A 25,522-nucleotide genomic window follows, 5' to 3' on the forward strand; every position below is an offset into this window, starting at 1 on the left:
CCCACCGACCTGAGGAGGGACACGCGCGCATCGCCACGCATCGCGAGGCCCACCGGCAGGATGACGGACAGGCCCGCGCGCATCGCACGGCCCACCAACAAGAGGACGGACCGGCCCCTCCCGTTGCTCACGGTGACGACGAGCTCGCCGGGACGCTCCTTTCGGCATGCTCCGATGCCGTCTCCGCGAGGCTGGATGAAGGGGCACGGGACGTCAGCCTGAGCGGCGGCGTGGACAGCGCGGTGCTGTGCATGCTCGCGGCACGCCTCGCGCCGGGCCAGGTTCGCGCCTGGAGCATGGACGTCCACTTCGCCGATGAGACGGAGCGCCGCAACGCGCGCACGGTGGCTCGGCTCGCGGGCGTGGAGCATGTGGACGTGCCCATCCCGGACGCCGTGCTGCCCGAGTTGTTCGAGCAAGCCGTCCTCGCCACTGAGAGCCCCCTCCTCAACGCCCGAGCCATCGCGAGCTTCGCGTTCTACGCGGAGGCGCGACGACACGGCGCCTCGGTGATGCTGAGCGGCGCCGGCGCGGACGAGGTGCTGATGGGCAACCCCGGCGCGCTCGCGGCGGCCATGGCGCGCATCGAGGAGGACCGACGACTCGTTCAAACGGTGCTTCGCCCCTCTGTGGACAACTTGCGGACGGGCAACTCGCGCGCGCCCGCGCCTGGTGCGGCCAGCGTAGCGGAGGACCGACGGCTCGTTCGCACCTCTGTGGATAAGTCACAGATGAGCAGTCTTGGCGCGGCCCCGCCTGGCGGAGTGGAGGAACATCGCCGCCCCCGAACCGACGACGAATCACAGAAGGACAGTCCCCGCGTGTTCTCCCCGCCTCCGGCTCGTGCCCAGGAAGACGGTCGACACACGGGAACGAGGCATCGCGGCACTGTGGACAACTTGGGGACGGCACCCTGGTCCGTCACGGAAACCTCCGCCTCCGAAGAGGTCCGTTACGCGGCCTGGGTCCTCCGTGAGCTGGTGTTGCCCCCCGAGCTGCGCGGTGCCCGGGCCCACGGCATCACCGTGCACACGCCCTATCTCGACACACGCTGCGCGGACGTGGCGCTCGCGCTCCCCGAGTCCTCACTCCGGCGAGAGGGTGTGGGCAAGTGGCTCTTCCGTCACGCGGTCCGTGGGCTCGTCCCCGATGAAGTCCGCCTCGCTCGCAAGACGCCCCGCTACGGACACACCGCGCTCTCCAGCCCCGTGCGAGCGCGCTGGCTCGAGCTCTATCGTGAGTGGCTGTCCCCCGCGCACATGGAGCCCCTCGGAGTCATCCTCCCGGGGGCTCCGCTCTCGCTCCTGGAGCGCTACATCCGCTTGGAACCCGAGGCGCCGGAGGCGAGCGTCGTGGACCGCCTGTTGATGCGCCTGTGCTCCCTCGCCATGCTCCACGCGCACGCCGTGCGACTCCGCCCATGTCCCGAATCCTGATCGCCACCTCCCCCGAGAAGGGCCACATCAACCCGATGATGGGCGTCGCGCAGTGGCTGCGCCGCCTGGGACACACCGTGGGATGGCTCTGCATCCCCGAGCCGTCACCCCAGCTCTCCACGCTCGGCGTGGAGGTGCTCCACCTTCCCGCCGCCGCGCACGAAGCCCCTGGCATCGAGACCGGAGGCGAGGCCCTGGCGCGACTGGTGCGCGACGAAGCCACGCTCGGGAAGTGGATTCGCGGACTGCTGCTGGACGCGGTGCCCACGCTGCTCGAGCCCGTGAGCGAGGTCGTCCGCGCCTTCCGTCCGGACGTCATGGCCCTCGATGGAATGCAGTACGCGGCGGTGCTCGCCGCGCATCGCGAAGGCATTCCCTGGGCCGGAGTCTCCTCCGCGCTCTCCCTGCTCGAACCCATGGAGGACTACGGGCTGCGCCGCAACGTGCGAGCCCTCGCGTCCGAGCGCGCCGCGCTCTTCGCCCAGCACGGCTTCGACGCGCGCTTCCGCAACTGCGAGTGCCTCTCGCCGCGCCTCAACATCATCTTCGCCACCGAGGACTTCCTGGGACCCGACGCGGGCCTGCCCCCAGCCACACAGCTGGTCGGTCCGTCGACTCCACCCGAGCCCCGAGGCGACGAGGTGGACTTCCCCTGGGAGCGATTGGGCACGAGGCCCGTGGTGTACGTGTCCTTCGGCAGCCAGATTTCGTGGCAGCCCACGTTGTTCCGCACCATCGCCGAGGCCGCCGCGCCCCTCGGCGTCACCCTGGTCCTCAGCGCCGGAGAGCTGGCCGACACGGACTTCGCACGCTCGCTGCCCGGTGACGTGGTGGCGGTGCCCTACACACCTCAACGTCAGCTCCTCCCACGCGCCTCCGCCTTCGTCTCGCACGGCGGCGCGAACTCCGTGATGGAAGCGCTCACCGCGGGCGTGCCCCTGTTGCTGCTGCCTGTCTGCAATGACCAGCCCATCCAGGCCCACTTCCTCCAGAAGTCTGGCGCGGGCCTCGCGCTGTCGCCCGACACCTTGAGCGTGGAGGAGTGCCGCGCCGCGCTCCGTCAGCTCCTCGATGCGGGGACGCCCCTGCGCGCGAAGGTGTCCGCCATCTCCAAGGCCTACCAGGCGCGCGACGGCGCGAAGGAAGCCGCCGAGCGCATCGCCGCCCTCGTCGCATGAGCGCACCGAAGCAAGGCTGGCGCCCACGCCGATATCACGCCCCCGGAGTGACTCCGCTGGAGGTGTGGAACCTCCCGGTGCTCGGCCACGAACTGTGGGAGCTGCTCAGCACCCCGCGGGTCGAGGCGGACCGGAGCGCCAAAGTCCCCGAGCACGCGCTGGCGACACGCCTGATGCCCGCGCTCGCGAGCGCGCTGGAGTCCCTGGTCCATCAGCACAAGGTGGACGCGGTGTGGCTCAGTGGCGGACTCGCGTGCCTCCAGGGTTTCGAGCAGGCCCTCACGACCGCGACGACGAAGCTCGGCCGTCCCGTGGTCCTCGCCGCGTCCCCGCGCTTCGCACCCGTGCATGCGGGCCTCGGGTTGCTGACGTCCTCAGGCTCCGCACACGAAGCGCTGTGCCTCGACGTGGGCCAGACGAGCCTCAAGTGCGCGAGCCCCCAGACCCTCCAGGTCTTCGAGCGGGACACCACGATGCTGCCTCGGCTCTTCATCGGCATGCCTCGCCCCGAGGACGGGCACCACATCATCGCGGCGGTGCGCTTCCTCGCGGGAGCGCTGCGCGCCCTGGCCCCAGACGCCTCGCTGGACGCACTGTGCCTCGCGCTCCCGTGTCCTCTCGATGAGGGACTCGTTCCGGGCGGCTGCACCTACGGCTGGGAGGGACACGCGACGCTCGTGGCCGACATCCTGGCGGAGGCGCGACTGCCAGGAAGCGGAGAGGTGCTCGTGCTCAACGACGCGGAGCTCGCGGCGGAGGCCGCGCGCGGCGACGCCCGTCTCGCGAGTCATCGTCGCATCCTGTGCCTCACCCTCGGCTTCGGTCCGGGAGGCGCGCTGCTCGTGCGCGCCTGACACATCACCGTCGACCACGCGCTGTTCCTCGGCCCACGGGGACGACCCGCACCTCGCGAACGGTCCGTGGTCCTCATCATGCTACCGTCCCTCACACCGTGCGCTCCGAGCACGGCGCATGAGTCCCCGAGCAGGCGTCGGCGCTGCCCTTCCCCGGTCTTCGCCATCCATCCCGCCGCCTGCGTCCCGACATGAACCTCCCCTCCCCGCTCCGAGTCCTCACGCTGGCGGTCCTCGTCACCGCCTGCGCCACGTCGCCCAAGCCCCTCCCCGAGTCCAAGCCGGGCGAGCCTCGCTACGTCGTCGGCTTCCTCTCCCTGCGCCCCACCACCCCCGAGGCAGCCGAGGAGGCCCGAGCCCAGGAAGCACGACTCCTCACCGCGCTGACCGAGCTGAGCCGGAACACGCCCATCGACGTGGTGCGCCCCACCGTGGCGGTGCCGGCCTCGCTCGAACAGGCGCCCGGGCTCGCCCGCGAGGCGAAGGTGAACCTGCTGCTCTGGGGTGACGCCACGGTGGACGCGGGCAAGCTCACGGTGAAGCTGAGCGCCTTCGAGACACTGCTGTCCCTGCCCTCGTCGTTCTGGCCCATGGAGTACGCCGCCGGCGACGCGAAGCGACCCGAGGCCCTGTCACTGGACGCCCTGCGCCTCTCGCAGGCGGTGCTCCAGGAGACCCTGCTGCCGATGATGATGCTCGACCAGCCGGCGAACACGCGCGCCGTGCTGGGCGTGCTCGTGGTGCAGCAGCCCAAGGACTGGGTCGACTGGAACATGGACATCATCCAGCGGCGCTGGGGCATGCTGGGTCGGCTCCTGCGTGACGGCGCGCTGACGGAGAAGGGCTACCGGGCCGCGCTCGACAGCGTCCTCGCCTGGCGCGAGGACCACGCGGCCACGCCGAGCTCCGACATCAAGGAAGCCTTCTACAGCGTCGGGCTCGCCCGGGGACTGTTGCTGCAAGGCAAGCCCCAGCCGGTGGTGGACCTGCTCGCGCCCATCGTCGAGCGCATGCCGAGAGACCTCGAGTCCCGCCTGCTGCTCGGCCGCGCCCTGCTCGCCCTGGGCCGCGCGAAGGACGCGGCGGACACCCTGGAGCCGCTCGCCCGCGAGGGCACGTCCATCGGCGCCACCCGCATCTACGTCGCGGCAGTCACTGAATTGCCCGATGGCCCATCACGCGCGACCACGGCGCTCGACACGTTGGTGGAGAGGAACCCGGAGGACGCCATGGCCCATCTGCTCCGCCACCTCACGGCGCCGGGCACCCGGGACGCCTCCGCGCTGAAGTCCTTCACCGCCACGCACCCCGGCGAGGACTGGCCGCTCCCCCTGGCGCGCCACCTCACGGGCGAGGCCCCGACCTTCGGCGCCAACCCGGACGCGGAGGAGGCGACAGACCACGGCGTACGCCTGCGTCGCATCCAGCTCCACTACTACCTGGGCGAGGCCGCGCTCGCGGGTCGGCTCCCAGGCAAGGCAGGCGTCGTCGACCCCACGCTGGCCCGACAGCACTTCGAGGCCGCCCTGGCCACGCACGCCTTCCACCATCCCACGTACGACGTGGCGGACTTCCAGCTCGAGCAGCTCGCCCGGGCACCGTCGGCCGAGACGCCCTGAGCGCCGTTGCGCAAGAAGCACGGCTCCGGGGTGATGCCGTGACGCGGGCTGTGAAGGGAGCACGGATGCGGCTGGGAACGATGGCGACACTCACCGGGCTGCTCTGTGCTTGCGGCACGGGCCTCCAGAGCGCTCCTCCGGACGCGGGGGCGGCTCCGAAGGAGGAGACCCTCCCGCCCATCACCCTGGAAGAAATCGCGGTGACGGACCATGAGGACGGCACCCTCACCGTTCGCGTGCGTGGCGAGGACTTCAGCACGGGCAGCCTCCTGGTGATGACGCGTCGGACACTCGCCACCCAGGTGACGAGCAGCACCGAGCTGCGGGCGACCCTCCCTCCCTCCTTCCTCGAGGAGCGCGAGGGCCTCTATCTCGAAGCGCTGACCGCCTCGCCCCAGTACCCGCATGGCGCCAGGTCCCCGCGGCTCGGGTTCAACATCCCCGCCCCCGAGCTGACCACCGTGGAGCCCCAAAGCGTCCCCGCGGGCTCGTCCGAGCCCATCACCGTCCTCCTCTACGGAAAGAACTTCGTGAGGAACAGCGTGGTCACCTTTCGTGGGTTGACGTACCCGCTCCACGTGGTCAGCCCCACCAGCGGCGTGGTGAACCTGCCCCCCATGCTCACCCCCGGCGAAGAGGAGTTCGAGCCCATCCACATCGGCGTCCCCGCGCCGATCTCCGCGAAGACGAACTCCGGATGGCTGACGGTGTCGGCGCCCTCTCCCTGAGGTGAGGGCGCCGGGTCTCACTCCTCCGAAAGGAGGGGTGACCTCCCCGAACAGGCAGGTCCCCTCCCTGCCCGGTCCGCCGATGTGGCGCGCCTTCGAGGCTTTTACCTTCCGCCTCGAAAGGAACACGCCATGTCCACCGACCTCTCCTCCCTCTCCCAATCCCTCGCCTCCGTGGTGGAGCGCACCGCGCGGAGCGTCGTCCGCGTGGACGCCCGCCGTCGTCGCTGCGCCACCGGCATCGTCTGGAGCGCCGACGGGCTCATCCTCACCACCAGCCAGGTCGCCGAGCACGGCAGCCACCTCCAGGTCGGCCTGGGCGACGGGCGCACCCTCCCCGCCGAGCTCATCGGCCGGGACGCCAGCACCGACGTCGCGCTGCTGAAGGTCGACGCCACCGGACTCAATCCGCTCACCCCCACGCCGCTGGACGGCGTGAAGGTGGGGCACCTCGTCGTCACCGTGGCGCGGCCGGGGCGCACGGCGAGGGCCACGCTCGGCATGGTGAGCGCGCACGGCGAGGGCTGGCGCACGCACGCGGGCGGACGCGTGGACCGCTACCTCGAGACGGACGCGGACCTGCCTCCCGGCTTCTCCGGGGGCGCGCTGGTGGATGCGACGGGACAGTTCATCGGAGTGCTCTCCGCGGCCTTCTCTCGCACGTCCGCGGTGGTCATCCCGCACGAGACACTGACGCGGGTGACGTCGTCGCTGCGAGAGCACGGCGGCATCCGCCGGAGCTACCTGGGCGTGGGCGCGTATCCCGTGAAGCTGCCGCAGCACCAGTGGGCGGCGGCCGGAACGGAGGCAGGGCTCATCTTCCTCTCCGTGGACCCTGAGGGCCCCGCGCAGAAGGCCGGGCTGCTGATTGGCGACGTGCTGGTGAGCCTGGATGGACAGTCACTGCACCGCGTGGAGGACCTGCTCGGCTATCTGGGCGACGCGAAGACGGACACCACCATCCAGGCGCGCGTGCTGCGAGCCGGCGAGGTGAAGGAAGTGCCCATCACCCTGGGCCGGCGCTCGTGAGGACGAGGAGCACACGATGAAACTCCTGCAACAGTTCTCGGACGACCTGGAGACGCTCGTCGCGCGCGCCTCGCCCGCGGTGGTGGGCGTGGAGCACGCGCGGGGCCATGGCACGGGGCTCTTCCTCACGCCGGATGGCTACGTGCTCACCAACCGCCACGTCGTCATGCGCGGCTCGCGGAAGCTGACGGTGCAGTTGTCGAACGGAGAGGAGCTGCGCGGCTCGCTGGTGGGAGGCGACGCGCCCACGGACCTGGCGGTGGTGCGAGCGGAGGGGACGGACTTCCCGACACTGCCGCTCGCCGCGCCGGAGACGGTGCGCGTGGGCCAGCTGGTGATGGCCATCGGAAATCCGTTCCGGTTGGAGCAGTCGGTGGCGCTCGGCGTGGTGAGCGCGGTGAACCGGAGCGTCACCCTGCCGGACGGCGTCATCCTGGAGGGCATGCTCCAGACGGACGCGGCCATCAACCCGGGCAACTCCGGCGGGCCGCTCATCAACACGCGGGGCGAGGTGGTCGGGCTCAACACGCTGGTGCTGCCGTACGCACAGGGCATCGGCTTCGCGGTGAGCGCCACCACGGCGGCGTGGGTGGCCAGTCTGCTCATCCAGCGTGGCAAGGTGGAGCGGCGCTTCCTGGGCATCGCGGCGGCGGCGGTGAACCTAGGCGCGGAGCACGTGAGAGACCTGGGGCAGCCCCGGGCCGTGCGTGTCATCAAGGTGCAGGGTGGAACACCGGCGGATGACGCGGGGCTCCAGCCGGAGGACCTGCTGCTCGCCATCAACCGACGACCGGTGAGCAGCGTGGACGACCTCCAGCGACTGATGGCCCTGGCGACCGATGACGAAGTCTCACTGGACGTGCTGCGCAAGGGACGGCGAAGGACGGTCGCGGCGCGCACGCGTCCACGCATCGAGCCGGTGGCCGCGTGAGCACAGTGTGGCTCCGGGGCCCTGTGCGCCTCGGAGCCACGGCTGTCATTCCGGCCGGTGCGGACCCGTGGCCTTGACGGGATGACAGACACCGAAGGACGCGAGTCGGTCGGAGCGAGGGGAGGGCCACCTCGGCACGTGGCTTGAAACGCGGGCGGCGATGACCGAATCCATCCCTCGTCGCCCGTTGTCACGAGCACTCCGCCAGGCGGGCCTCGCGCTGCTATGGGTCGCGGGGCTCGGCGTGCTGGTGTTGTTCGCGATGCTCGTGGTCGCATCGGAGGTCTGCGCCGAGGCCTCACGGCGCGACCGTGCGGCCATCGACCTGAGCGCCATCCAGGGGGCACTCCTCATCCACCAGGAGCAGCACCGTCGACTGCCCACGGAGACCGAAGGGCTCAGGCTGCTCGTCGAGCACCAGTCGCTCCAGGCCCTGCCGATGGACCCGTGGCACAACGCCTACGAGTACACGGTGCGCGACGGACAGGTGCGGCTGCGCAGCCTCGGCGCCGATGGAGACCTCGGCGGCGACGGCGGCGACGCGGACATCGAGCTGACCTTCCCCGTGGCGACAGCCCCCGAAGGCGGGCCGACACCATGAGCCCCTCTCCGCATCAGCTCATCACCGGCCTCTGGCTCCACCTCTCGGGCGTCCTGGCGGCGCTGCTGCTGGCGATGCTGCTGGTGGGCTGCTTCGCCAGCCTCTTCCGCGAGGACCGCGACACGCCCTAGACGCGAGAGCCCTCTTCCTGCTCGGGCCTGTCGTCCAGGAAGAGCCGGTCCTCGAAGCACCACACCCACGTCTCACCCGGCTCGAACGACTGCACCACCGGGTGCTTCGTCTGATGGAAGTGCTTCGTCGCGTGCTTGTTCGGCGACGAGTCGCAGCACCCCACGTGCCCGCACTCCAGGCAGCGGCGGAGGTGGACCCACTGGGCATTCATCTTCAGGCACTCCTCGCAGCCGTTGGTCCGCGGCTCGGGGTTGCCCGCCTGCTCGATGTGCTTGCACTCGGTCGCCATCGCTCGTCTCCATTCGAAACACGTTGTCCGCGGACAGGGTGTGCACGGGGCCTTCGCTCCACCATGTGCTGGGCATCCGGGCAGCCAGGCTCACGGCTCCTCGAAGCCCGCCGTGGCACGATGACGATGCACGTCCCACGCTGAAGCGTATGCCTTCCGACACCACGTCCGTGGCCTACGCCAGTCCGCGCGGGCGCGGGGTGCTGCTGGCCAGCGTGCTCGGCAGTGGCATGGCCTTCCTCGACTCCACGGCGGTCAATGTCGCGCTGCCCGCGCTCGGACGCGAGCTGAACACGGGCCTCGCGGGCCTCCAGTGGGCCGTGGATGCCTACCTGCTCACGCTCGGCTCGCTCGTGCTCACGGGCGGCGCGCTCGGTGACGCGTGGGGACAGCGGCGCGTCTTCGTGCTCGGCCTCATGGCCTTCACGCTCACATCCGTCCTGTGCGGCCTGGCCCCCAACGCCTGGATGCTCGCCCTCTTCCGCGCGGCGCAGGGCCTGGGCGCGGCGCTGTTGGTGCCCGCGAGCCTCGCGCTTCTGCGCACCTCCTTTCCCGAGGCGGACCGACAGCGCGCGGTGGCCGCGTGGGCGGGGCTCTCGGGTGTCACCACGGCCCTGGGTCCGCTGCTCGGTGGCTGGTTGGTGGATGCCGCGTCCTGGCGCTGGGTGTTCTTCCTCAACATCCCCATCGCCGTGCTCGCCGTCTGGGCGGCCCTCCGCTACGTGCCGGATGACCGGCCCACGCGAGACACCCGAAGACTGGACCTCGCCGGCTCCATCACCGCCGCGCTCGGACTGGGCGGCGTCATCTACGCGCTCATCGAAGGTCCCTCGCGAGGCTGGTCCCTCGCGCCCGTGCTCGCCGCCGTGGCTGGCGTGGCGCTCCTGGCCGCGTTCCTCGTCATCGAGGCACGCGCGAGACATCCGATGCTCCCACTCGGGCTGTTCCGCTCGCGGACGTTCTCCGGCGCCAACCTCACCACGCTCGCGGTGTACTTCGCGCTGGGCGGCGTGAGCTTCCTGCTCATCCTCGCGCTGCAGCAACAACTGGGCTACTCGGCGCTCGCCGCGGGCGCATCCCTGCTGCCCATCACCGTGCTGTTGCTCACGCTGTCTCCGCTGGTGGGAAGGCTCGCGGGACGCATCGGCGCGCGTCCGTTGATGACGGCGGGGCCGCTGCTCGCGGGCCTCGGCATGGCGCTGCTCACGCGGCTGCACCGTGGCGGTGGCTACGTGGATACGGTGCTGCCAGGGGTCCTCGTGCTGGGCCTGGGATTGAGCCTCACCGTGGGGCCCCTGACGGCGGTGGTGCTCGGCGCGGTGGAGGACCGACACGCGGGCATCGCCTCGGGCGTGAACAACGCGGTGGCGCGCATCGCGGGCCTGCTCGCGGTGGCGCTGTTGCCGTTGCTCGGTGGGCTCGCGAGCAAGACAGGGGACGCGTTCCTCCAGGGAACACGCGAGGCGCTCTGGGTCTCCGCGGGCCTGTGTGGAGCGGGAGCGCTGTGCTCCCTGCTCATGTTGCCTCGTGACGTGGGCCGGGTGGAGCCACCTCAGCGGAAGTAAGGCGAGTTCGCAGCCTCGATGCGCCCCAACAGCTCCAGCGTCCCCCATCGCGCCTCACCGCTGAGCGTCGGCAGCCGTGCGGTCAGCTCGGCGTGCAGCTCCAGCAGCAGCCCATAGGCCGCGAGCGTCTGGTGCGCCTTGAGCACCGCCACCATCTCCCGGCGCAGCGAGAAGGGCCTGTGCCCATCGACGTCGAGGAGGATGCCACGCACATCCGAGAACAGGGCCTCGGTATAGGCGGGCGTGCTGGGCGGCGGGTTCGGGAACGGCGAGTAGTAGGGGTCCAGCTCCAGGAGGTAGAGGTCCCTCAGGATGCGCAGGGCCATCGCATTGGCTCGCGCCACATACGCGGCGCCCTGCCCGGAGGGCACCTGGAGCGGCGGCCGGACCTGCTCCATGAGGAGGTCATAGCCCCGGACCTGCTCCTGCGCCGTGCCTCCCCGCACGTAGTCCTCGACCGTCTGGCGGGAGATGATGAACGGGAATGATTGGGGCGTGCCCGCGAGCACGTCCGCCATCAGCTCGCGCATCACCGGCGTGTGGTAGCGCGTCAGCGGGTCGTCGAAGCGGTCCAGGCTCGCGCACGCCGGCTCCGCGAGGGCGCGGCCCCTCGGCCCCGACGTGCAGAACAGGTCCGTGGGCAGCGCCGAGGACAACCCATGCAGGTAGCGCACGGCCGCCACGTCGAACGAGCCGGGCTTCACCATGTGAATGGTGTCGAGCTCGTGCAGGTGGTCCATGACCGAGCTCGAGCGAGGCGTGGCCGGCGTCCCGTCGTACGTCCGCGAGCCGTTGAGGTTGTGCCGCAGCCCCAGCGTGTGCCCCACCTCATGCACCACGATGTGCGTGAAGTGGCGCTCCATCTTCTCCTTCTTCGTCATCGAGGCCAGCGCGGCGCGGTCCGGGTCCGTCAGCGCGGCGAGCGAGCCGTGCGCTCCCATCCGGGACGTATCGAGCTCACAGAGGCGCTCCTGCGCCTCCCCTCCCCAGGACAGCCTGGGACGAGGCGGACGCTCCACGGGCGTGTTGGAGGAGAGGAGCGCCGGGTCATCCGAGAAGAAGAGGTCGGCGTCACGGAACAGGCCCGCGTTGAACACGAAGTGCGCCCGGCGAAGCTCGCCCGTGTTCGGATTGGGCGCGACGTCGGCCCAGGCCCCGGCCGGCTCGAGGACGGGGTGGAAGATGGCGAAGTTCTTGTCGTCCTCGCCGAAGTCCACGGACGCGTCCGCCAGGACCGCCTCGAAGACGGGGAAGCCGAACACCTCGTTCCACGCCTCGATGCCCCGCTTCAGCGCGCCCACCAGGTCCAGGTCGCGGTAGCGTGGGTCCTTCTTCAGCTCCAGCAGGTTGGGCGTCATGTACCAGCGGATGGGCTTCATCCCGGGGTGGATGTTCCACTTGAGGGCCTCCTGCTCCACCTCGCCCGAGGCGGGCAGCAGTCGCCCCGAGTTGAGGAAGTAGTACGGGAGCTCCGGCGGAGGCGTCCGCGTGTAGCCGGGCCCCTCACGGTACTTGCGCAGCGCGAGCGACAGCGTCCCCACCCAACGCGTGTCGTTGTACTCGAGGTACGCGGTCCGGTCCTCGGGGATGGACAGGTGCCCGAGGAAGACCTGCTCGAACATCGCGCCGCCGTCCGATGCCCGTCGGAAGCGCTGGGCGAAGCTCATCTCCATCCGGAACGTCGCGCCCCCGAACCACCGGTCTCCGACGATGCCGATGCTGTCGCCTCCCGCCGCCGGGTCGATGAGCACGTACTGCTCCGAGCCCGACAGCCGGTTGAACGGCGCATGGTCCGTGACGATGGGATACGACTCCAACGGGAAGTCGAGCTTCTCGTTGCCCCCGAACAGCAGGCCGTCCTTGGCATTCATGAAGAACAGCCGCCCGTTCTTCTCCCGCATCGTCACCACGTACGTCCGCAGGTTGTGGGGAACGCCCCAGTAGGCGCCGTCCGGGAAGAAGTGTCTCAGCATCCCCGACCAGAACCAGCGCTGGGACAGCTCGCTGCGGCGGATGGCCAGGTAGAACGTCCGCTCGCCATTCCCCACCACGCCATCGACCTCGCCGCGCAGCTTCGACTGCGCCTCGGACAGCGCGCCTCGGGGCACCTCCACCACGTCGCCCTCCAGCACCACGTCCGACTCCGGAGGCTCCGCCACCCGCACGGTCTCCGGGGGCTCTGAACATCCCGAGCCTGGCACCCCGCACAGGATGAACATCACCGCCACGAGGCATCGCTTCGGCAGGCGTCCGCGTCTCACCATGGGTTCGCTCCCTCCGGACGGAAGAGACGCGCGAGTCCGCTTGCAGGGGACATCGACGGCATGGCCCAGAAAAAACGAAGGTCCTCCTCCCGCGAAGGGAAGAGGACCCTGGGGACCACAGGTGGCCAGCGTCTTCAGCTCTTGTACTTCACCGAGCAGCCGTAGGGCGTAGTGGTGGCCGCGGGCACGGGCTTGCCATTGAGCACCGCGTCCACGGCGGTCTGCACGTGGTTGACCTTCTTGTCGTTCTTGCCGCGCGGGTCATCATCGATGGCGCCCGCGTAGCGGACCACGCCCTCGGTGTCGATGATGTACATGTGCGGCGTTGTCTTGGCGCCGTACGCCTTGCCCGTGGCGCCGCTCGCGTCCTGGAGCACCGGGTAGGCGAAGCCCTCCGTCTTCTTCCAGGCCGCGGACTTCTCCGGCGTGTTGTGCGCCGTGGAGTCCACCGCCAGCCACACGACCTTCTGGGCGTCGAAGCCCTTGAGCGTCTTGGTCATCGTGTCCGCCTCGTAGTGGCGCTTCACGAAGGGGCACTCGGGGTTGGTCCACTCCAGCACCACCACCTTGCCCTTGTACTTCGACAGCGAGTGCTCCTTGCCGGCCTCGTCCTTCAGCGTGAAGGCGGGAGCGGGCTTGCCGACCTCGGCATCCGCGAGGGCGGGCATGCCCACGAACAGCGAGCCGAGCGCGAGCGCGGTGAAGACCTGCTTCATGGCGTTCCTCCAGGTTGGGGACTGCATCACATGACTGCGGATGACTTCGGATGCCTCAAGGCCGCGGGAGCTGCGCGGCGCACAACACCTTCGAGCCGTCCGGACGCGGCGAGCACGCCGACGCGCGCTTCACCGAGTCCACCACCGAGTCCACCGTGAGCAGCTCCGGCAGCACCTCCGGCTTGTCCGGCGCGCTCGGGCTCAGCACCAGGTACATGGGGACACCGGCGCGCCCATGGTCCGCCAGCCGCGCCGTGATTCGCGCGTCGCGCCGCGTCCAGTCCGCCACGAAGAAGGCCACCTGGTGCTCGGTGAACGCGGCGCGGACCTCCTCGCGCGACAGCACCGTGCGCTCGTTGAACTTGCAGGTGAGACACCAGTCCGCGGTGAAGTCGATGAACACCGGCTGCCCCGCCGCCAGTGCGGAGGCCACCGCCTCATCGCTCCACGGCTGCGCCATCGCCACGGTGGAGGACGCCTTCGCCGCCGGAGCCGCCGCCTCGTCGAAGCGCAGCGCCGCCACGCCCGAGCCCACCAGCACCACCGCCGCGATGCCCAGCGACGCCCAGCGCTTGCCGCCCTCCTGCAGCTGCGACTGGCCATACACCCACGTGCCCAGGCCCACCGCCACGAGGAACGCGAGCAGCCGCGCCATGCCGTCCACACCAGCCAGCCCGCCCATCACCCACACCAGCCACACCGTGGTGCCCAGCAGCGCGAAGCCCAGCACCTGCTTGAAGCGCTCCATCCACGCGCCCGGCTTCGGCAGCTTCTGCGCGAGCCCCGGCACCAGCACCAGCAGGCAGAACGGCAGCGCGAGCCCCAGGCCCAGCGCGGTGAACACCGCGAGCACCGTCAGCGGCCCCGCCGCGAAGGCGAAGCCCACCGCCGTGCCCAGCAGCGGCGCCGAGCAGGGCGTGGCCAGCACCACCGCGAGCACACCCTCGCCCGCGCTGTGCATCAGCCCGTGGCTCCGGTCCACCTTGCCCGCGAGCGCCGTGCCGTCCAGGCCCACGTTGAAGACTCCGAAGAGGTTGAGCGCGAACGCCACCAGCACCGCGCTCACCGCCGCGACGAAGAGCGGCTCCTGGAACTGGAAGCCCCAGCCCACGCCCGCGCCGCCCGCGCGCACCGCCAGCACCGCGCCCGCGAGCACCAGCATGCTGGCGATGATTCCGCCCGCGTACGCCGCCGCGTGCGCGCCCACCCGGCCCTGCTCCTGGCGCACCATGCGCGTGAAGCCGTAGGCCTTGAGCGCCAGCACCGGGAACACACACGGCATCAGGTTGAGCAGCGCGCCGCCGAGGAACGCGAACAACAGCGCCATGCCCAGCCCCATGGACGCCTCCTGGGGCGCGGCCGGCGCGGCGCTCGTCACCGGCTTCACCGCCGCGAGCGAGTCCTTGATGGAGGGCGCCTTCGCCACCGCCGTCGGCGCCAGGCCCGGCGCCGCGGCCACGAAGGGCGCCAGGGCCAGGTCCACCTCGAGCGCCTGATAGCCCGTGGCCTTCGTCCCCAGCCGCAGCACGCCCTTGAGGCGCGGCTCGACCTCGGGCGCGTCCGGCTCCGCCTTGCCCTTCAACGCATAGCGGCCCGGGGCCGTCTGCGTGAGGGTGACCTTGTCCACGCCGGGGTTGCGCTCGGGGACGAAGAAGTCCTTCTCCGTCGCGGCTACGCCAGCGCCGCCCGTCAGCGTGACGGTGCCGGTGAACTCCTTGCCCGCGGTGAGCTCCTTCGCGTCCAGCGCGAGCACCGCGCTGTGCCCCGTGTCCTTCGTCGGGCGGGGGACCTGCGCCTTCGCCGCGTCGAACGTGGGCGCGGCCTCGGTGTCCGCCACCGTCGCGGGCCCCACCGGGATGGAGCGCGTGAGCATCAGGTCCGCGGGGATGCAGTGCACCTCGCACACCAGCGCGTTCACCGCGGCCGACAGGTTGAGCGAGCCCGAGGCCTGCTCGGAGGCGCGCGCCTGCGCGAACAGGAGCACCTCCCCCTCGTAGCCGTGCGTGGTGATGAAGCCGTCGGGGGTACGGAAGGTGCTCGGGAACGGCCACTGGAGCGCGCCCACGGTGGAGCCGGGCGTGTCCCACGCGATGTCCGTCTCCAGACCGGAGTCGCCCGGGTTCTTCCAGTAGACATGCCAGCCCGGGTCCAGCCGGAAGCGCACGCCCACGCGGAAGGTGTCGCCCGGCTTCACCTGGGTGGAGTCCACCAGCAGCGCCGCCTCGATGCGCGGGTCGCCCTCGTCGGGCGCGCCCGTGGCCACCGCGGACGGAGGCAGCGCCGCGTGCGCCACCGCCGCCGTCAGCCACAGACCGATACCGCCCACCAGGGCGAACCTCTTGGACACCGAGTGCTTCATGCGCCTCCCGTTAACCCAGCCGAGACGGGCCCGCCAGCATCGGCGCGGGGACCACGTCCGTGCCAGAACCTCCCAGGCGGGCGGACATTCCCCGCGCCCGGCTGTGGTCCAGGGAGGTAACGAGGCACACATTCCAGCGCCAACACGGGGGCGGCCCACCCGGGAGGGGCAGGCGGCCGAGCCTCAATCCTCCGACTTCCAGGGCGCCAGGGCGGGCAGGGGCAGCGCCGGACCGATGCGGCTCAGGGTGATGCGGGACGCCTCCGAGTGCGCGCGGCGCATCACCAGCGCCTGGGGCTGGGCCGCGCGACGCTCGACGATGCGGCGCAGGTCCGCCAGCCGCTCCAGGTGGCGCTGCGGGGGCACCTCGGGCGCGCCCAGCCGCGCGAGCTTGTAGAGGGCCAGGTCCGCGGACTCCAGCGCCTGCTCCGCGGCGGACTGCTGCTTGCGTCCCAGCGACTTCCAGGCGGCGGCCTCGGCGGCCACCAGCTCCAGCTCCGCGGACACCGCGCGCACGAAGCGGCCCGGGTCGCTGTCGGTGTCCACGCGCGTGACGGACACGGGCCCCCGGCGCGTGTCGCTGCCCTCCACGAAGGACGTCGTCACACCCAGGCTCCACTCAGTGGACACCGGACGTCCCGCGAAGAGCACGCGGCGCGGGAAGGACTGGGACACCGAGCCCAAGGACGCGCTCATCGCGTCCCCCTCCACCCGCGCGGGATAGCGGTGCCGGCAGCGCAGCTCCAGGAAGCCCGAGGGCAGCACGTACACGCGCGCGTCCGAGCCCACCTCGCCGAACAGCTCCGCGGACAGCGAGCCCACCGCGTCGGGCAGGCCCTCCGGGTCGTCCACGTGCACGAAGCCCGTGCCGGACGGACTGGTGAGCGCCTCCAGGATGTCGGGCAGGTAGTGGCGCCCCAGGCCCAGCGCGTGGAGGACGACGCCGGACTCGACGACGCGGGCGCCCAGCGTCTTGAACTCGGCGAGGTTCGACACGCCGACGGACGGCTCACCGTCGGTGAGCAGCAGCACCTGGGGCCGCGCGCCGGGGACGAGCACGCGGCGCACGGCGTCCGCGCCCCGCTCCACGGCCTCGTGCAGCGCGGTGCCCTCGCCGGACTCCAGGCGGGAGAGCGCCTTGAGCAGCGCCGCCTTCGCGGGCGCGTCCATCGCGCGCACGGGCAGCACCTGCTCCGGCTCCGCGTCGAAGGTGAGCAGGCCCAGGTAGTCACGGGGGCTGGCGCGCTCCACCAGCGCCTGCGCCGCCTGCACCGCCGCGAGCAGGGGGATGCCGCGCATGGAGGCGCTGCGATCCAACACCAGGTTCACCGCCACGGGGGCGCGAGGCGCGTCGACGTCCGCCTCCAGCGTGACGAGCAGCAGCACTTCCCGGCCGTGCTCCGCGTCCCGCTCCACTGCCAAGGCCGTCTGCTTCATCCGCGCTCCCGTGCGAGCCCACGACCCGTCCCGCCCGCGAACCGTCCCAGGCAGACGGCGCCCGCCAAGGCCGGAAGTCTCATGGACCTTCAGGGGGCGCCTCGCGGGGGTGAGGCCAGCCCGTCGAGGATGTCGGCAGTCACACCCCGGACGCAAGAGGGGCCGTCCGCACCCCACGCGGAGCACGACACACGCCGTCGCGATTCGAGTCTTGTCCGGGAAATCCCACCGGCCCGGGAGCCACCAGCAAGGGGCCACCGCGCGAGCCGACCGACGTCTCAGCAATGCCCCCGCGCGTCCACGAGCCGCGGGGGCCGCGTGTCACTCCGCCGCGTTCCAGCCACCCCACGACTCCTCGGCGTAGCCCCACCTGCGGCCACCTGCGGAGCCATCCACGGGCGTCACGCTCTCGCACTCGCCATCTTCCGCGAGGTCCACATACGGCAGCCCCTCATCGTCCATGTACGTGGTGTCATCGTGAACCATGTCCGGCTCCTCCACGGGCGCTCCGCTCGACGAGGGTGAACGGCCTTCCGGCTCGCCTCCCCACGGACGCCCTCTTTTCGGTCCTCGTGGGCCCGCCCCATGCGGTACCCGGCTACGACTCGTTGACCGATTTACTAACCATGGTGACCATGTCGCTTCGCGTTGTAAAGCCCTTGGGACGTCAAAGTTTCGGGCCCTGCCTCGCTCCGCTGCTCCCCTGCCTGCCCTCCAGCCACGAACCCAACAAATCCAGCGGGTTGGGGCAAAATCCGGTGGCGGACAGTCTAGGGAGCCATCGTACAAGGTAGGGCCGACCCTGGCCGGATGGAAGCACACACCTGTCAACACTCGGCCGTTTTCAAGCGGGTGAGCGCTGAGTGCGGGTGTTGGTAAATCGGTGTAGCGAGCCAGCTTGCTCGCCCAGGGCACCGCGCCGTGCTTCAGTCCCGGACACGGCGCCCGCTCGATGCTTGATTCGAGAATCACCCCTGTTAGGGTTGACGGGCACTCAAGTTTTGCCGCATCGCGGCAACGGGCCTACCGCAACATCCCCTGAGAGGTCCCCCGAGTCCCAATGAGCCCCATCATCACCGGCCTTTTACTCGCCATTGCCATCCCCATCTTCGTGATGACCATGTCCGGTCGCGTGGGCGTGCTGCTCGCGATGAAGAAGGAGGGGCGGCTCGACAACATCCCGTTGCGCATCAAGCGGCTCGTGTTCTTCGGACTCGGGCAGCGGCGCATGGTGGACCCGGAGGAGTTCACGCCCGGGTTGATGCACGTGCTCATCTTCGCGGCGTTCCTGGTGCTGCAGGTGCGCACCCTGATGATGTTCGCGATGGGCTTCTCCACGGGCGCGCTGGAGCTGTTCACCGACTTGAGCCACCCGTTCTGGCTGGAGAACGCCGGGCTGGGGATGCTCTACCGCGTCTACCTGCTGGTGAAGGACGTGGTGGCGGCGCTCGCGCTGGTGGGCTGCGGCTACTACGTGTGGACGCGCTGGAAGGTGAAGCCGGACCGCATGTCCCAGTCCTGGGAGGCGTACCTCATCCTGGGCTTCATCTCCGGGCTGATGGTGTCCGAGTTCCTGTTCGGCGGCAGCCACATGGTGGCCGCGAACGCCGCGGCGCAGGTGCCGGTGGGCGCCACCCAGGTGCCCGCCTCTCCGTCCGCGCTGGTGTGGTGGGAGCCGTTCACCAGCCTGACGGGCCTCTTGATGATGCCGCTGGGCGCCACCGCGGCGCACGTGCTGGGCGTGGCGGGGTTCTGGATCCACCTGGTCATCGTCCTGGCGTTCCTGAACTTCCTGCCCATCGGCAAGCACTTCCACATCATCACCGGCCTGCCCAACGTCTTCTTCCAGCGCACGCACTCCACCGGGAAGCTGTCCACGCCCAACCTCGAGAAGGAGGAGTTCGGCGCGGCGACGGTGACGGACCTGACGTGGAAGCAGGGCCTGGACCTGTACTCCTGCACCGAGTGCGGCCGCTGCCAGACGCACTGCCCCACGTACATCACGGGCAAGCCGCTCACGCACAAGGCCGTCAACCAGGACCTGAAGCACTGGCTCTGGGACCACGAGCAGTGGGTGGAGGAGGGCTACGGCCCCAACCACGTGAAGGAGGCCCTGCCGGAAATCGTCGGCAGCGCGCTCAAGTCGGAGACGGTGTGGGCCTGTACCAGCTGCGGCTGGTGCGAGCAGGCGTGTCCGGTCTTCATCGAGAACGTGCCGCGCCTCATCGACATGCGCCGCTACCAGGTGCAGGTGAAGGCGGACTTCCCGCCCGAAATCCAGCGCGTGTTCGAGGGCATCGAGCGCCAGGGCAACCCCTGGGGCCTGGGCCAGGACCGGCGCGACGAGTGGGCCGAGGATTTGGCGCTGCCCACGTGGGGTGACGACGGCGGCCCGTACGAGTACCTGTTCTTCGTGGGCTGCGCGGGCAGCTACGACGACAAGCAGAAGAAGGTCAGCCGCTCGCTGGTCAAAATCATGCGGGAGGCGGGCGTGAGCTTCGCCACGCTGTCCAAGCAGGAGATGTGCAACGGCGACTCCGCGCGCCGCATGGGCAACGAGTACCTGTACCAGACGATGGCGAAGACGAACGTCGAGTCGTGGAACTCGATGGGCGTCAAGGCGGTCATCACCCAGTGCCCGCACTGCTTCAACACCATCAAGAACGAGTACCCGGAGTTCGGCGGCGAGTACCGCGTCATCAACCACACGGAGCTCATCAACGAGCTGTTGCGTGAGAAGCGCATCAAGCTCTCCGCGGTGATGAACACGAAGCTCACCTACCACGACCCCTGCTACCTGGGCCGGCACAACGGCGTGTACGACGCGCCCCGCGAAGTGCTCAAGGCCATCCCCGGCCTGGAAGTGGTGGAGATGCAGCGCAGCAAGCGCGAGGGCTTCTGCTGCGGCGCCGGTGGCGGCCGCATGTGGATGGAGGAGCACATCGGCACGCGCATCAACCACAACCGGTTGAACGAGGCGGCGCTGACGCTCAAGCACGCGGAGGACCCCACGACGCCGTTCCCGGACGCCGCGGACAAGAAGAAGCCCGGCCAGGTGGGTGACTACAAGGAGAAGGGCGGCACGGGCATCGTCGCCGTCGCGTGTCCCTTCTGCTCCACCATGCTCGGCGACGCGGTCAACGACACCGGCCGCGAGGAGAACATCAAGGTCAAGGACATCACCGAGCTGGTCGCCGACGCCATGGAGACGCGCGGTGGCCCGGCCGGCGGTGTCACCCCTGGCGCCACGCTGAGCGCCAAGCCGGAGTAGCTCGGCCAGCGCTTCGAGCGAGGGCCCGGAGGCTTCCTTCAAGGAGCCCCGGGCCTTCGTCGTTTCAAGCGCCCCACGGACGGCTCAGGGCTCCCACTCCAGCAGGTACGTGCAGGAGGGGCCCTCGCGGTGGAGGATGGCGACGCGGGGACTTCGCGCGCCGGAGAGCGTGAGCACCGACTCCAGCACGCCCGCGTAGTAGGTGGGCCGCTCGTTGATGTCGCTGAGCCACAGCTCCACGCGCCCCGGTGCGCTCGCCTTCACCTGGGACGTCACGTAGTTGTCCGCGCCGCGAAAGCCGCGGTTGAGCTGGAACAGCACGAACTGGGGCCCCAGCGCGCGCACCCCCACGCCGAGCATCCGCCCCAACACCGTGCCCAACAGCCCCTGCATCACGGTGTGGCCCAGCTGGCGCCACGCCTCGTCCTCCGGGAGGTCCGGCCACACATCCGCGAGCACGATGCGCTGCCAGCGCAGCCACTGCGACAGCGGATAGGTGGGCAGCAGGGGCTTGGACAGGTCCAGGCCCGCCTCGCGAAGCGCCTCCCAGCCGTCGGCGGAGAGGCGGTCCTTCAGCGCAATCTGGAACAGTCCGTGGACCGTCCCGCCCTGGACGAGCTTCGGTTCAGGGGTCTCCATGTGGCCGCTCCATAGAGGACCCGACGCGCGGGGTCTCGCTTCACACTTCCAGACCACCGTATGTCCCGCGGGCGGGGTCGGTGACAGCGTCCGGGCGCGCGTGGCCTCTGGTGAACGGCGCGACTGTCGCCGCGCCGACGCGCGCTCAGGGCTTGCGTTGCTTTTGCGAACGCAGCGCCCGCTCCAGCCGCGCGGTGGGGCCGTCATCGCCCAGCTTGCCGGCCACGTACGCGCTGGCCGACGCGAGCTTGTGACGAAACCCCTCGGGTTGGGTGGGCGCCGTGGTGCCCGCCCGCCCGGTGGCCAGGTGCGCGCGGGCCATGTCCTGGTCGGCCTGGGAGCCGGAGTCCCACAGCAGGCGGACGCTGTCCGTGTTGCCGTAGGTGGCGGCCAGCACGAGGGCCGTCTCGCCCAGGGCGTTGGTGAGGATGGGGTCCCCGCCCGCCTCCAGCAGCAGCGCCACCAGCTCCGAGTGGCCCTCGCGCGCCGCGACCATCAGCGGCGTGAGCCCCTCGTCATCGAAGGGGTTGGGGTCGGCGCCCGCGGCGAGCTGGGCGCTCAGGGACCTGCTGTCGTTGGCGAGCACGGCGTCGAAGAGGGACATCTGGAAGCCTCCGTGCTCGCGAGCATCGCGCCTTGGGGGCGCGGATGCCACCCGCCCTGGGGACTACAGGGGGCCGTACGAGGGCTCGGCGGCGCTGGGCACCGCGAGCGTGACGGAGTTGGACGGCGCCGCGGCCACCGTGGCGCGGTAGATGCCCGGGTCGCTGCCCGCTGAGTCGGCGAAGAGGAAGCCCACCTGGCTTACGCCCGTCCACATGGGCCACGTCTCCTGGGCGCTCGCGCCGCCGTAGCTCGTCACGCGCCGCAGCGCGCCCAGCCGCCCGTTCGACAGCGACGTCACGTAGGTGCGCACGCTGCCCGAGCCCCCGCGTCCATCCAGCGCCACCTGCGTGCCGTCCGGCGACACCACGACGCGGTTGGCCACCGCGACGACGTCCCCCAGGGACGAGGTGTAGATGATGGAGCCGCCCGTCAGCGGCACGTACGCCACCTGGTTGAGCTGCTGCAGGCCGCTGCCCGCGGGCGCCACCAGCGCACTGCCGTTGGGCACGAACGACGGCGCCCCGTAGGCGATGGTGGTGTTGGGGGTGAGCTCCTGGAAGCCGCTGCCGTCGGTGTTCACCCGGCCCAGCGACGTCAGCGAGCTGTTGCCCGGGGAGAAGACGAAGACGACGCTGCGGCCGTCCGGGCTGAAGGTGGGCGTGCGGAAGTTGGAGCAGCCGCGCGCGCACGCCGGGTCGTTGGCGCCGAACAGCGTGGCCACCGTGCCGCCCGTGGTGGGCACCGTCTGCAGGGCGGTGGCGCCGTTGGTGGCGCGCGTCACGAAGACGACGCTGCGGCCATCCCGCGACACGGAGGGCCAGTACGCCCCGCCCGCGCTCGTCAGCCGCTGCGGACTGTTGGGGTCCCCCGCGTCATCCACCACGTAGACGTTGCGGTCGTCCTCCCGCACGAAGGCGAAGCCCCGGCGGAAGTCGACGTCGCCGATGCCACCACCACCGCCCGCGTCGTCGAGCGCCTCGCACCCACCCAACAGCCCCACCGCCAACACGCCACCGACGAAAACCCGCATGCCCGTCATCACAGTCGTCGCTCCACGTCAGCCGGCCCGGTCCCGCAGCCCCGCACTACAGGGCGCACGGGGTCGGACGTCAACGCATCCGACGGCATTCACGGGCAGGCTGGCGCGGGCGCCGCGGCCTCAACGGTTGAGCTTGTTGAGCTCGTTGCGACACTGGTTGCAGAGCGACAGCTGCTTGCGGTCGCAGTCCTGCGGCGTCTGCGCGAAGAACATCACGCACCGGGGGTCCTCACAGTAGGACAGCCCGAGCAGGTGACCGGCCTGGTGGATGGCCTCCACCTGGATGCGCCGCCGCAGGTGCTCCCCGTCCGCGCCCTGGCGCAGCCGGAACACGCTCACCACCGCCGTGCGCGACTCCCGGTCCGCCTCACCGAAGACGAACGGCGAGTCCGGCACGAACAGGTCCACGTCCGTCACCCCCAGCACCAGCTGCTGCCCCGGCTCCATCATCGGCGTGAGCCGCTTCATGATGGCGTTGCAGTGGTACTGCGACCGGTCCTTGTTGAAGGCGTAGGCGGGCGTGGTGAGGACAGTCTTCGACACCACCGAGGCGGTCCCCATCTGGGTCGCCAACGGGTCCTGGAGGTCTTTCAACAGGGAGGCCGTCTGGCTTCCCACGGAGACCAGCAGGAGTGTCTTCTGCGGCATCGGGCCACCGTCCTTCATGCACGCGGACGGACGCGCTGGCTACCGCGTCCCCCCGGAGCGGATTGACTGGGGCGCAAGGATTCGAACCTTGATACTCAGAGTCAAAGTCTGATGTCCTGCCATTAGACGACGCCCCAGCAGGTTCGCACGTGTACTTCTGGCGGCCGATTCTACGGCATCTGGACGGCCTCGGGAACCCACTCTGACGTCAGGTTCGACGCGGAGGTGGATCAACCCCGGAAAGAGCCGTCCTCGGACGCCGAATTCCACCTGGAGTGAATACATCGCTCCGGGTGTATCGGCGGAGTCCGGCGCTGGCCTGCCACCGGGCCCCGTTCCGGGGTGTTTCAGCCCTTGAGGACGGCGATGGGCGTCAGCCGGCGCACGGGGGTGACGAGGTCGGCCTCGTCCTCGAGCACCTCGGCGATGTCCCGGTAGGCGGCGGGGGCCTCCTCCACCAGGGAGTCGGCCTTCCCGGCGTCATGCACCACGCGGCGCAGGGCGTGCTCCAGGGCGGCGGGACGGATTCGGGCCCGCGCCTCCGTCCGGGAGAGGACACGTCCGGCGCCGTGGGAGCAGGAGCGGAACGAGCGGGGCTCGCCCAGGCCCTCCACCACATAGGAGGCGGTGCCCATGGAGCCGGGGATGAGGCCTCGCTGTCCGGCCTCCAGGCCCACCGCGCCCTTGCGGTGGACCCAGAGCGTGCGGCCGAAGTGCTCCTCCGGGGCCACGTGGTTGTGGTGGACGTCCACGGTGGCGTCGGCGTCGGGGGTGATGCCGAGCACGTCGGACAGCACCTCCAGCGCGCGGGCGGCGAGCACGTCGCGGTTGGCACGGGCGAAGCGGCACGCCCATTGGGTGTCCGCGAGGCACGCGGCGCCCTCGGGGGTGTGCAGGCTCAGGCCCGGCAGCGTGCCCTCCCCGAGCGCCGTGGCGACGCGGAGGTGGTGGTCGGCGATGGTGGCGCCCACGCCCCGCGAGCCGGAGTGCAGGAGCAACCACAGGTCGCCGCCCGCGTCCCGGTCCAGCTCGACGAAGTGGTTGCCTCCGCCGAGCGTGCCCAGGTGCCGGGGCGCCCGTCGCGCCCACTCGCGGCCCAGTCGCTGGGTGGAGAGCGGGGGTGACTCCAGCTCGACGGGCAGCGCGAGCCCCCTGCCCCGGTGCGTGGCGTCTCCCACCGGGATGACCCGGGACAGACGCGTGAGCAGCGACTCCAGCAGGTCTCGACCGAGCAGCGCGGCGGGATACGCGAAGCGGTACGCGCGCACGCCGCAGCCCAGGTCTCCTCCGAGCGCGCCGGGCACGATGTGATGCCCGGTGGCGAACACGGAGCCCACCGCGATGCGCCGCGCGACGTGGAGGTCCGGCATCGCGGCCACGTGCTCGACGACATAGGGCTGGGACGCGATGAGGCGCAGCTGCTCCTCCGCGCCCGGTGGCAGACGGCGCGTCCACGCGAGGATGGGCACGCCCCCGGGCTCGGCGGGGAGGACGCGCGGGCTCATCGCGCACCTCCCTGCTCCGTGACACCGATGAACGTGAAGCGCAGCCGTGGGATGCGCTTGAGATTCAGGTGCTCGGCGAGCAGCGAGCGCAGATAGCCGTGGGTCCTGGCCAGCGCGTCCTGCACTTCACGAGGACTGGCCTCGGATTCGGGCGTGAGGGTGTAGCCGATGTGGATGAGGCGACCGTCCGGTGTCAGCTCGAACGACGCGAGCTGGAGTCCCTCGAAGCAAGGGTCCGACAGCTCCGAGCGGAAGAGGTGCGCCACCTCATGGGACAGCGAGGACTGCACGCGCAGGTGATGCGCGGAGAGGATTTCGGAGGACGACGATGAAGCACCCTCACGCCGACGCGGCGCGCGGGAACGACGGTTCCTGGAAGAAGACATGAGTGGACGAAAGGATTCCCAGCCGGGCCACGCGCGACGGGGTGTCGGGGCTCACGCTCCCGAGCACACCCGTGTCACGTCGCCGGATTGCACGGTGACAATGGCTGCGCGCCCTGCCGTCCCGTCCGGGAACCGGCCCGCTTCGTCCCACCTGGCCGCGAGGGCCGACGAGGAAGCGGGGCTCAGTCTCCGAGGGAGGCGCACGACGCGAAGCGACCCGAGACACCGTTGAGTGCAGTCCCCATGGCACACCTCCCGCCGCGCACGGACGCATCCGCCACGGACCTGAC

Annotated in this window: 23 protein-coding genes and 1 tRNA gene; 11 read left to right on the forward strand and 13 right to left on the reverse strand. The window is 70.6% G+C overall.

Features of this window, described 5'->3' with window-relative positions:
- Positions 1-29: 29 nt before the first annotated feature.
- The 9 genes from K8640_RS39730 to K8640_RS42760 all read left to right on the forward strand — a co-directional run bounded on the left by K8640_RS39730 (position 30) and on the right by K8640_RS42760 (position 8,507).
- Positions 30-1,436 carry an asparagine synthase C-terminal domain-containing protein gene (locus K8640_RS39730; protein WP_223751888.1) on the forward strand — a complete coding sequence of 469 codons (1,407 nt, stop codon included), beginning with the start codon at positions 30-32 and terminating at the stop codon, positions 1,434-1,436.
- The gene (locus K8640_RS39735; protein ID WP_223751833.1) at positions 1,421-2,614 is read left to right on the forward strand and encodes a glycosyltransferase; all 1,194 of its coding nucleotides are present in this window, start codon (positions 1,421-1,423) and stop codon (positions 2,612-2,614) included. The genes K8640_RS39730 and K8640_RS39735 overlap by 16 nt, the downstream gene beginning before the upstream one ends.
- 77 nt (positions 2,615-2,691) lie before the next feature.
- The gene (locus tag K8640_RS39740) at positions 2,692-3,468 is read left to right on the forward strand and encodes an ROK family protein (RefSeq protein ID WP_223751834.1); all 777 of its coding nucleotides are present in this window, start codon (positions 2,692-2,694) and stop codon (positions 3,466-3,468) included.
- A 191-nt stretch (positions 3,469-3,659) separates the two neighbouring features.
- On the forward strand, positions 3,660-5,087 hold the full coding sequence (locus tag K8640_RS39745; RefSeq protein ID WP_223751835.1) for a tetratricopeptide repeat protein: 1,428 nt from the start codon (positions 3,660-3,662) through the stop codon (positions 5,085-5,087).
- A gap of 65 nt (positions 5,088-5,152) precedes the next feature.
- Positions 5,153-5,815 (forward strand): hypothetical protein, encoded by a 663-nt coding sequence (locus K8640_RS39750; protein ID WP_223751836.1) that lies wholly within the window; start codon positions 5,153-5,155, stop codon positions 5,813-5,815.
- Between the two features lie 132 nt (positions 5,816-5,947).
- A complete protein-coding gene (locus K8640_RS39755; protein WP_223751837.1) occupies positions 5,948-6,844 on the forward strand; it encodes a S1C family serine protease in 897 nt (298 codons plus the stop codon).
- Positions 6,845-6,860: 16 nt separating this feature from the next.
- Positions 6,861-7,775 carry a S1C family serine protease gene (locus tag K8640_RS39760; protein ID WP_223751838.1) on the forward strand — a complete coding sequence of 305 codons (915 nt, stop codon included), beginning with the start codon at positions 6,861-6,863 and terminating at the stop codon, positions 7,773-7,775.
- A 160-nt stretch (positions 7,776-7,935) separates the two neighbouring features.
- A complete protein-coding gene (locus K8640_RS39765; RefSeq protein ID WP_223751839.1) occupies positions 7,936-8,376 on the forward strand; it encodes a type II secretion system protein GspG in 441 nt (146 codons plus the stop codon).
- Positions 8,373-8,507: a hypothetical protein gene (locus K8640_RS42760; protein ID WP_255653851.1), complete on the forward strand. Its 135-nt coding sequence runs from the start codon at positions 8,373-8,375 to the stop codon at positions 8,505-8,507. The genes K8640_RS39765 and K8640_RS42760 overlap by 4 nt, the downstream gene beginning before the upstream one ends.
- On the opposite strand, the gene K8640_RS39770 is transcribed toward K8640_RS42760, so the two are convergent.
- Positions 8,504-8,797, reverse strand: a complete 294-nt coding sequence (locus tag K8640_RS39770) for a UBP-type zinc finger domain-containing protein (protein WP_046710489.1) — start codon at positions 8,795-8,797, stop codon at positions 8,504-8,506. The genes K8640_RS42760 and K8640_RS39770 overlap by 4 nt on opposite strands.
- Positions 8,798-8,946: 149 nt before the next feature.
- On the opposite strand from K8640_RS39770, the gene K8640_RS39775 reads away from it, so the two are divergent.
- Positions 8,947-10,362: an MFS transporter gene (locus K8640_RS39775; RefSeq protein ID WP_223751840.1), complete on the forward strand. Its 1,416-nt coding sequence runs from the start codon at positions 8,947-8,949 to the stop codon at positions 10,360-10,362.
- Here the strand turns inward: K8640_RS39775 and K8640_RS39780 are convergent.
- The 5 genes from K8640_RS39780 to K8640_RS39800 all read right to left on the reverse strand — a co-directional run bounded on the left by K8640_RS39780 (position 10,350) and on the right by K8640_RS39800 (position 17,624).
- A complete protein-coding gene (locus K8640_RS39780; RefSeq protein ID WP_223751841.1) occupies positions 10,350-12,626 on the reverse strand; it encodes a zinc-dependent metalloprotease in 2,277 nt (758 codons plus the stop codon). The genes K8640_RS39775 and K8640_RS39780 overlap by 13 nt on opposite strands.
- Positions 12,627-12,760: 134 nt before the next feature.
- The gene (locus K8640_RS39785; RefSeq protein ID WP_223751842.1) at positions 12,761-13,342 is read right to left on the reverse strand and encodes a thioredoxin family protein; all 582 of its coding nucleotides are present in this window, start codon (positions 13,340-13,342) and stop codon (positions 12,761-12,763) included.
- Between the two features lie 55 nt (positions 13,343-13,397).
- Entirely contained in the window at positions 13,398-15,701 is a 2,304-nt protein-coding gene (locus K8640_RS39790) for a protein-disulfide reductase DsbD (protein WP_223751843.1), read from the reverse strand.
- 183 nt (positions 15,702-15,884) lie between these two features.
- Positions 15,885-17,138 (reverse strand): VWA domain-containing protein, encoded by a 1,254-nt coding sequence (locus tag K8640_RS39795; protein WP_141331093.1) that lies wholly within the window; start codon positions 17,136-17,138, stop codon positions 15,885-15,887.
- 321 nt (positions 17,139-17,459) lie between these two features.
- Positions 17,460-17,624, reverse strand: coding sequence for a hypothetical protein (locus K8640_RS39800; protein ID WP_170300443.1), 165 nt, complete (start codon positions 17,622-17,624; stop codon positions 17,460-17,462).
- A gap of 574 nt (positions 17,625-18,198) precedes the next feature.
- On the opposite strand from K8640_RS39800, the gene K8640_RS39805 reads away from it, so the two are divergent.
- Positions 18,199-20,409 (forward strand): (Fe-S)-binding protein, encoded by a 2,211-nt coding sequence (locus tag K8640_RS39805; protein ID WP_223751844.1) that lies wholly within the window; start codon positions 18,199-18,201, stop codon positions 20,407-20,409.
- Between the two features lie 84 nt (positions 20,410-20,493).
- On the opposite strand, the gene K8640_RS39810 is transcribed toward K8640_RS39805, so the two are convergent.
- The 7 genes from K8640_RS39810 to K8640_RS39840 form a co-directional block, all read right to left on the reverse strand.
- On the reverse strand, positions 20,494-21,048 hold the full coding sequence (locus tag K8640_RS39810) for a DUF2378 family protein (protein WP_223751845.1): 555 nt from the start codon (positions 21,046-21,048) through the stop codon (positions 20,494-20,496).
- Positions 21,049-21,193: 145 nt separating this feature from the next.
- On the reverse strand, positions 21,194-21,652 hold the full coding sequence (locus K8640_RS42995; RefSeq protein ID WP_223751846.1) for an ankyrin repeat domain-containing protein: 459 nt from the start codon (positions 21,650-21,652) through the stop codon (positions 21,194-21,196).
- Positions 21,653-21,715: 63 nt separating this feature from the next.
- On the reverse strand, positions 21,716-22,693 hold the full coding sequence (locus tag K8640_RS39820; RefSeq protein ID WP_223751847.1) for a hypothetical protein: 978 nt from the start codon (positions 22,691-22,693) through the stop codon (positions 21,716-21,718).
- A gap of 120 nt (positions 22,694-22,813) precedes the next feature.
- Positions 22,814-23,341: a non-proteolytic archaemetzincin-like protein gene (locus tag K8640_RS39825; protein WP_141331083.1), complete on the reverse strand. Its 528-nt coding sequence runs from the start codon at positions 23,339-23,341 to the stop codon at positions 22,814-22,816.
- Between the two features lie 66 nt (positions 23,342-23,407).
- A tRNA-Gln gene (locus K8640_RS39830) sits at positions 23,408-23,478 on the reverse strand.
- Between the two features lie 210 nt (positions 23,479-23,688).
- On the reverse strand, positions 23,689-24,846 hold the full coding sequence (locus K8640_RS39835; RefSeq protein WP_223751848.1) for an RtcB family protein: 1,158 nt from the start codon (positions 24,844-24,846) through the stop codon (positions 23,689-23,691).
- A complete protein-coding gene (locus K8640_RS39840) occupies positions 24,843-25,232 on the reverse strand; it encodes a ribosome-binding factor A (RefSeq protein ID WP_223751849.1) in 390 nt (129 codons plus the stop codon). The genes K8640_RS39835 and K8640_RS39840 overlap by 4 nt, the downstream gene beginning before the upstream one ends.
- Positions 25,233-25,522 lie beyond the last annotated feature (290 nt).

Source organism: Myxococcus sp. XM-1-1-1 (assembly GCF_020037095.1).
In the GTDB taxonomy this organism is placed as follows: Bacteria; Myxococcota; Myxococcia; order Myxococcales; family Myxococcaceae; genus Myxococcus; species Myxococcus fulvus.

Bases quoted from the DNA above. Each gene is read 5' to 3' on its own strand.
- K8640_RS39735 (WP_223751833.1), top strand. From the start codon at position 1,421: ATGTCCCGAATCCTGATCGCCACCTCCCCCGAGAAGGGCCACATCAAC.
- K8640_RS39745 (WP_223751835.1), top strand. From the start codon at position 3,660: ATGAACCTCCCCTCCCCGCTCCGAGTCCTCACGCTGGCGGTCCTCGTC.
- K8640_RS39750 (WP_223751836.1), top strand. From the start codon at position 5,153: ATGCGGCTGGGAACGATGGCGACACTCACCGGGCTGCTCTGTGCTTGC.
- K8640_RS39755 (WP_223751837.1), top strand. From the start codon at position 5,948: ATGTCCACCGACCTCTCCTCCCTCTCCCAATCCCTCGCCTCCGTGGTG.
- K8640_RS39760 (WP_223751838.1), top strand. From the start codon at position 6,861: ATGAAACTCCTGCAACAGTTCTCGGACGACCTGGAGACGCTCGTCGCG.
- K8640_RS39765 (WP_223751839.1), top strand. From the start codon at position 7,936: ATGACCGAATCCATCCCTCGTCGCCCGTTGTCACGAGCACTCCGCCAG.
- K8640_RS42760 (WP_255653851.1), top strand. From the start codon at position 8,373: ATGAGCCCCTCTCCGCATCAGCTCATCACCGGCCTCTGGCTCCACCTC.
- K8640_RS39770 (WP_046710489.1), bottom strand. From the start codon at position 8,797: ATGGCGACCGAGTGCAAGCACATCGAGCAGGCGGGCAACCCCGAGCCG.
- K8640_RS39775 (WP_223751840.1), top strand. From the start codon at position 8,947: ATGCCTTCCGACACCACGTCCGTGGCCTACGCCAGTCCGCGCGGGCGC.
- K8640_RS39780 (WP_223751841.1), bottom strand. From the start codon at position 12,626: ATGGTGAGACGCGGACGCCTGCCGAAGCGATGCCTCGTGGCGGTGATG.
- K8640_RS39785 (WP_223751842.1), bottom strand. From the start codon at position 13,342: ATGAAGCAGGTCTTCACCGCGCTCGCGCTCGGCTCGCTGTTCGTGGGC.
- K8640_RS39790 (WP_223751843.1), bottom strand. From the start codon at position 15,701: ATGAAGCACTCGGTGTCCAAGAGGTTCGCCCTGGTGGGCGGTATCGGT.
- K8640_RS39795 (WP_141331093.1), bottom strand. From the start codon at position 17,138: ATGAAGCAGACGGCCTTGGCAGTGGAGCGGGACGCGGAGCACGGCCGG.
- K8640_RS39800 (WP_170300443.1), bottom strand. From the start codon at position 17,624: ATGGTTCACGATGACACCACGTACATGGACGATGAGGGGCTGCCGTAT.
- K8640_RS39805 (WP_223751844.1), top strand. From the start codon at position 18,199: ATGAGCCCCATCATCACCGGCCTTTTACTCGCCATTGCCATCCCCATC.
- K8640_RS39810 (WP_223751845.1), bottom strand. From the start codon at position 21,048: ATGGAGACCCCTGAACCGAAGCTCGTCCAGGGCGGGACGGTCCACGGA.
- K8640_RS42995 (WP_223751846.1), bottom strand. From the start codon at position 21,652: ATGTCCCTCTTCGACGCCGTGCTCGCCAACGACAGCAGGTCCCTGAGC.
- K8640_RS39820 (WP_223751847.1), bottom strand. From the start codon at position 22,693: ATGACGGGCATGCGGGTTTTCGTCGGTGGCGTGTTGGCGGTGGGGCTG.
- K8640_RS39825 (WP_141331083.1), bottom strand. From the start codon at position 23,341: ATGCCGCAGAAGACACTCCTGCTGGTCTCCGTGGGAAGCCAGACGGCC.
- K8640_RS39835 (WP_223751848.1), bottom strand. From the start codon at position 24,846: ATGAGCCCGCGCGTCCTCCCCGCCGAGCCCGGGGGCGTGCCCATCCTC.
- K8640_RS39840 (WP_223751849.1), bottom strand. From the start codon at position 25,232: ATGTCTTCTTCCAGGAACCGTCGTTCCCGCGCGCCGCGTCGGCGTGAG.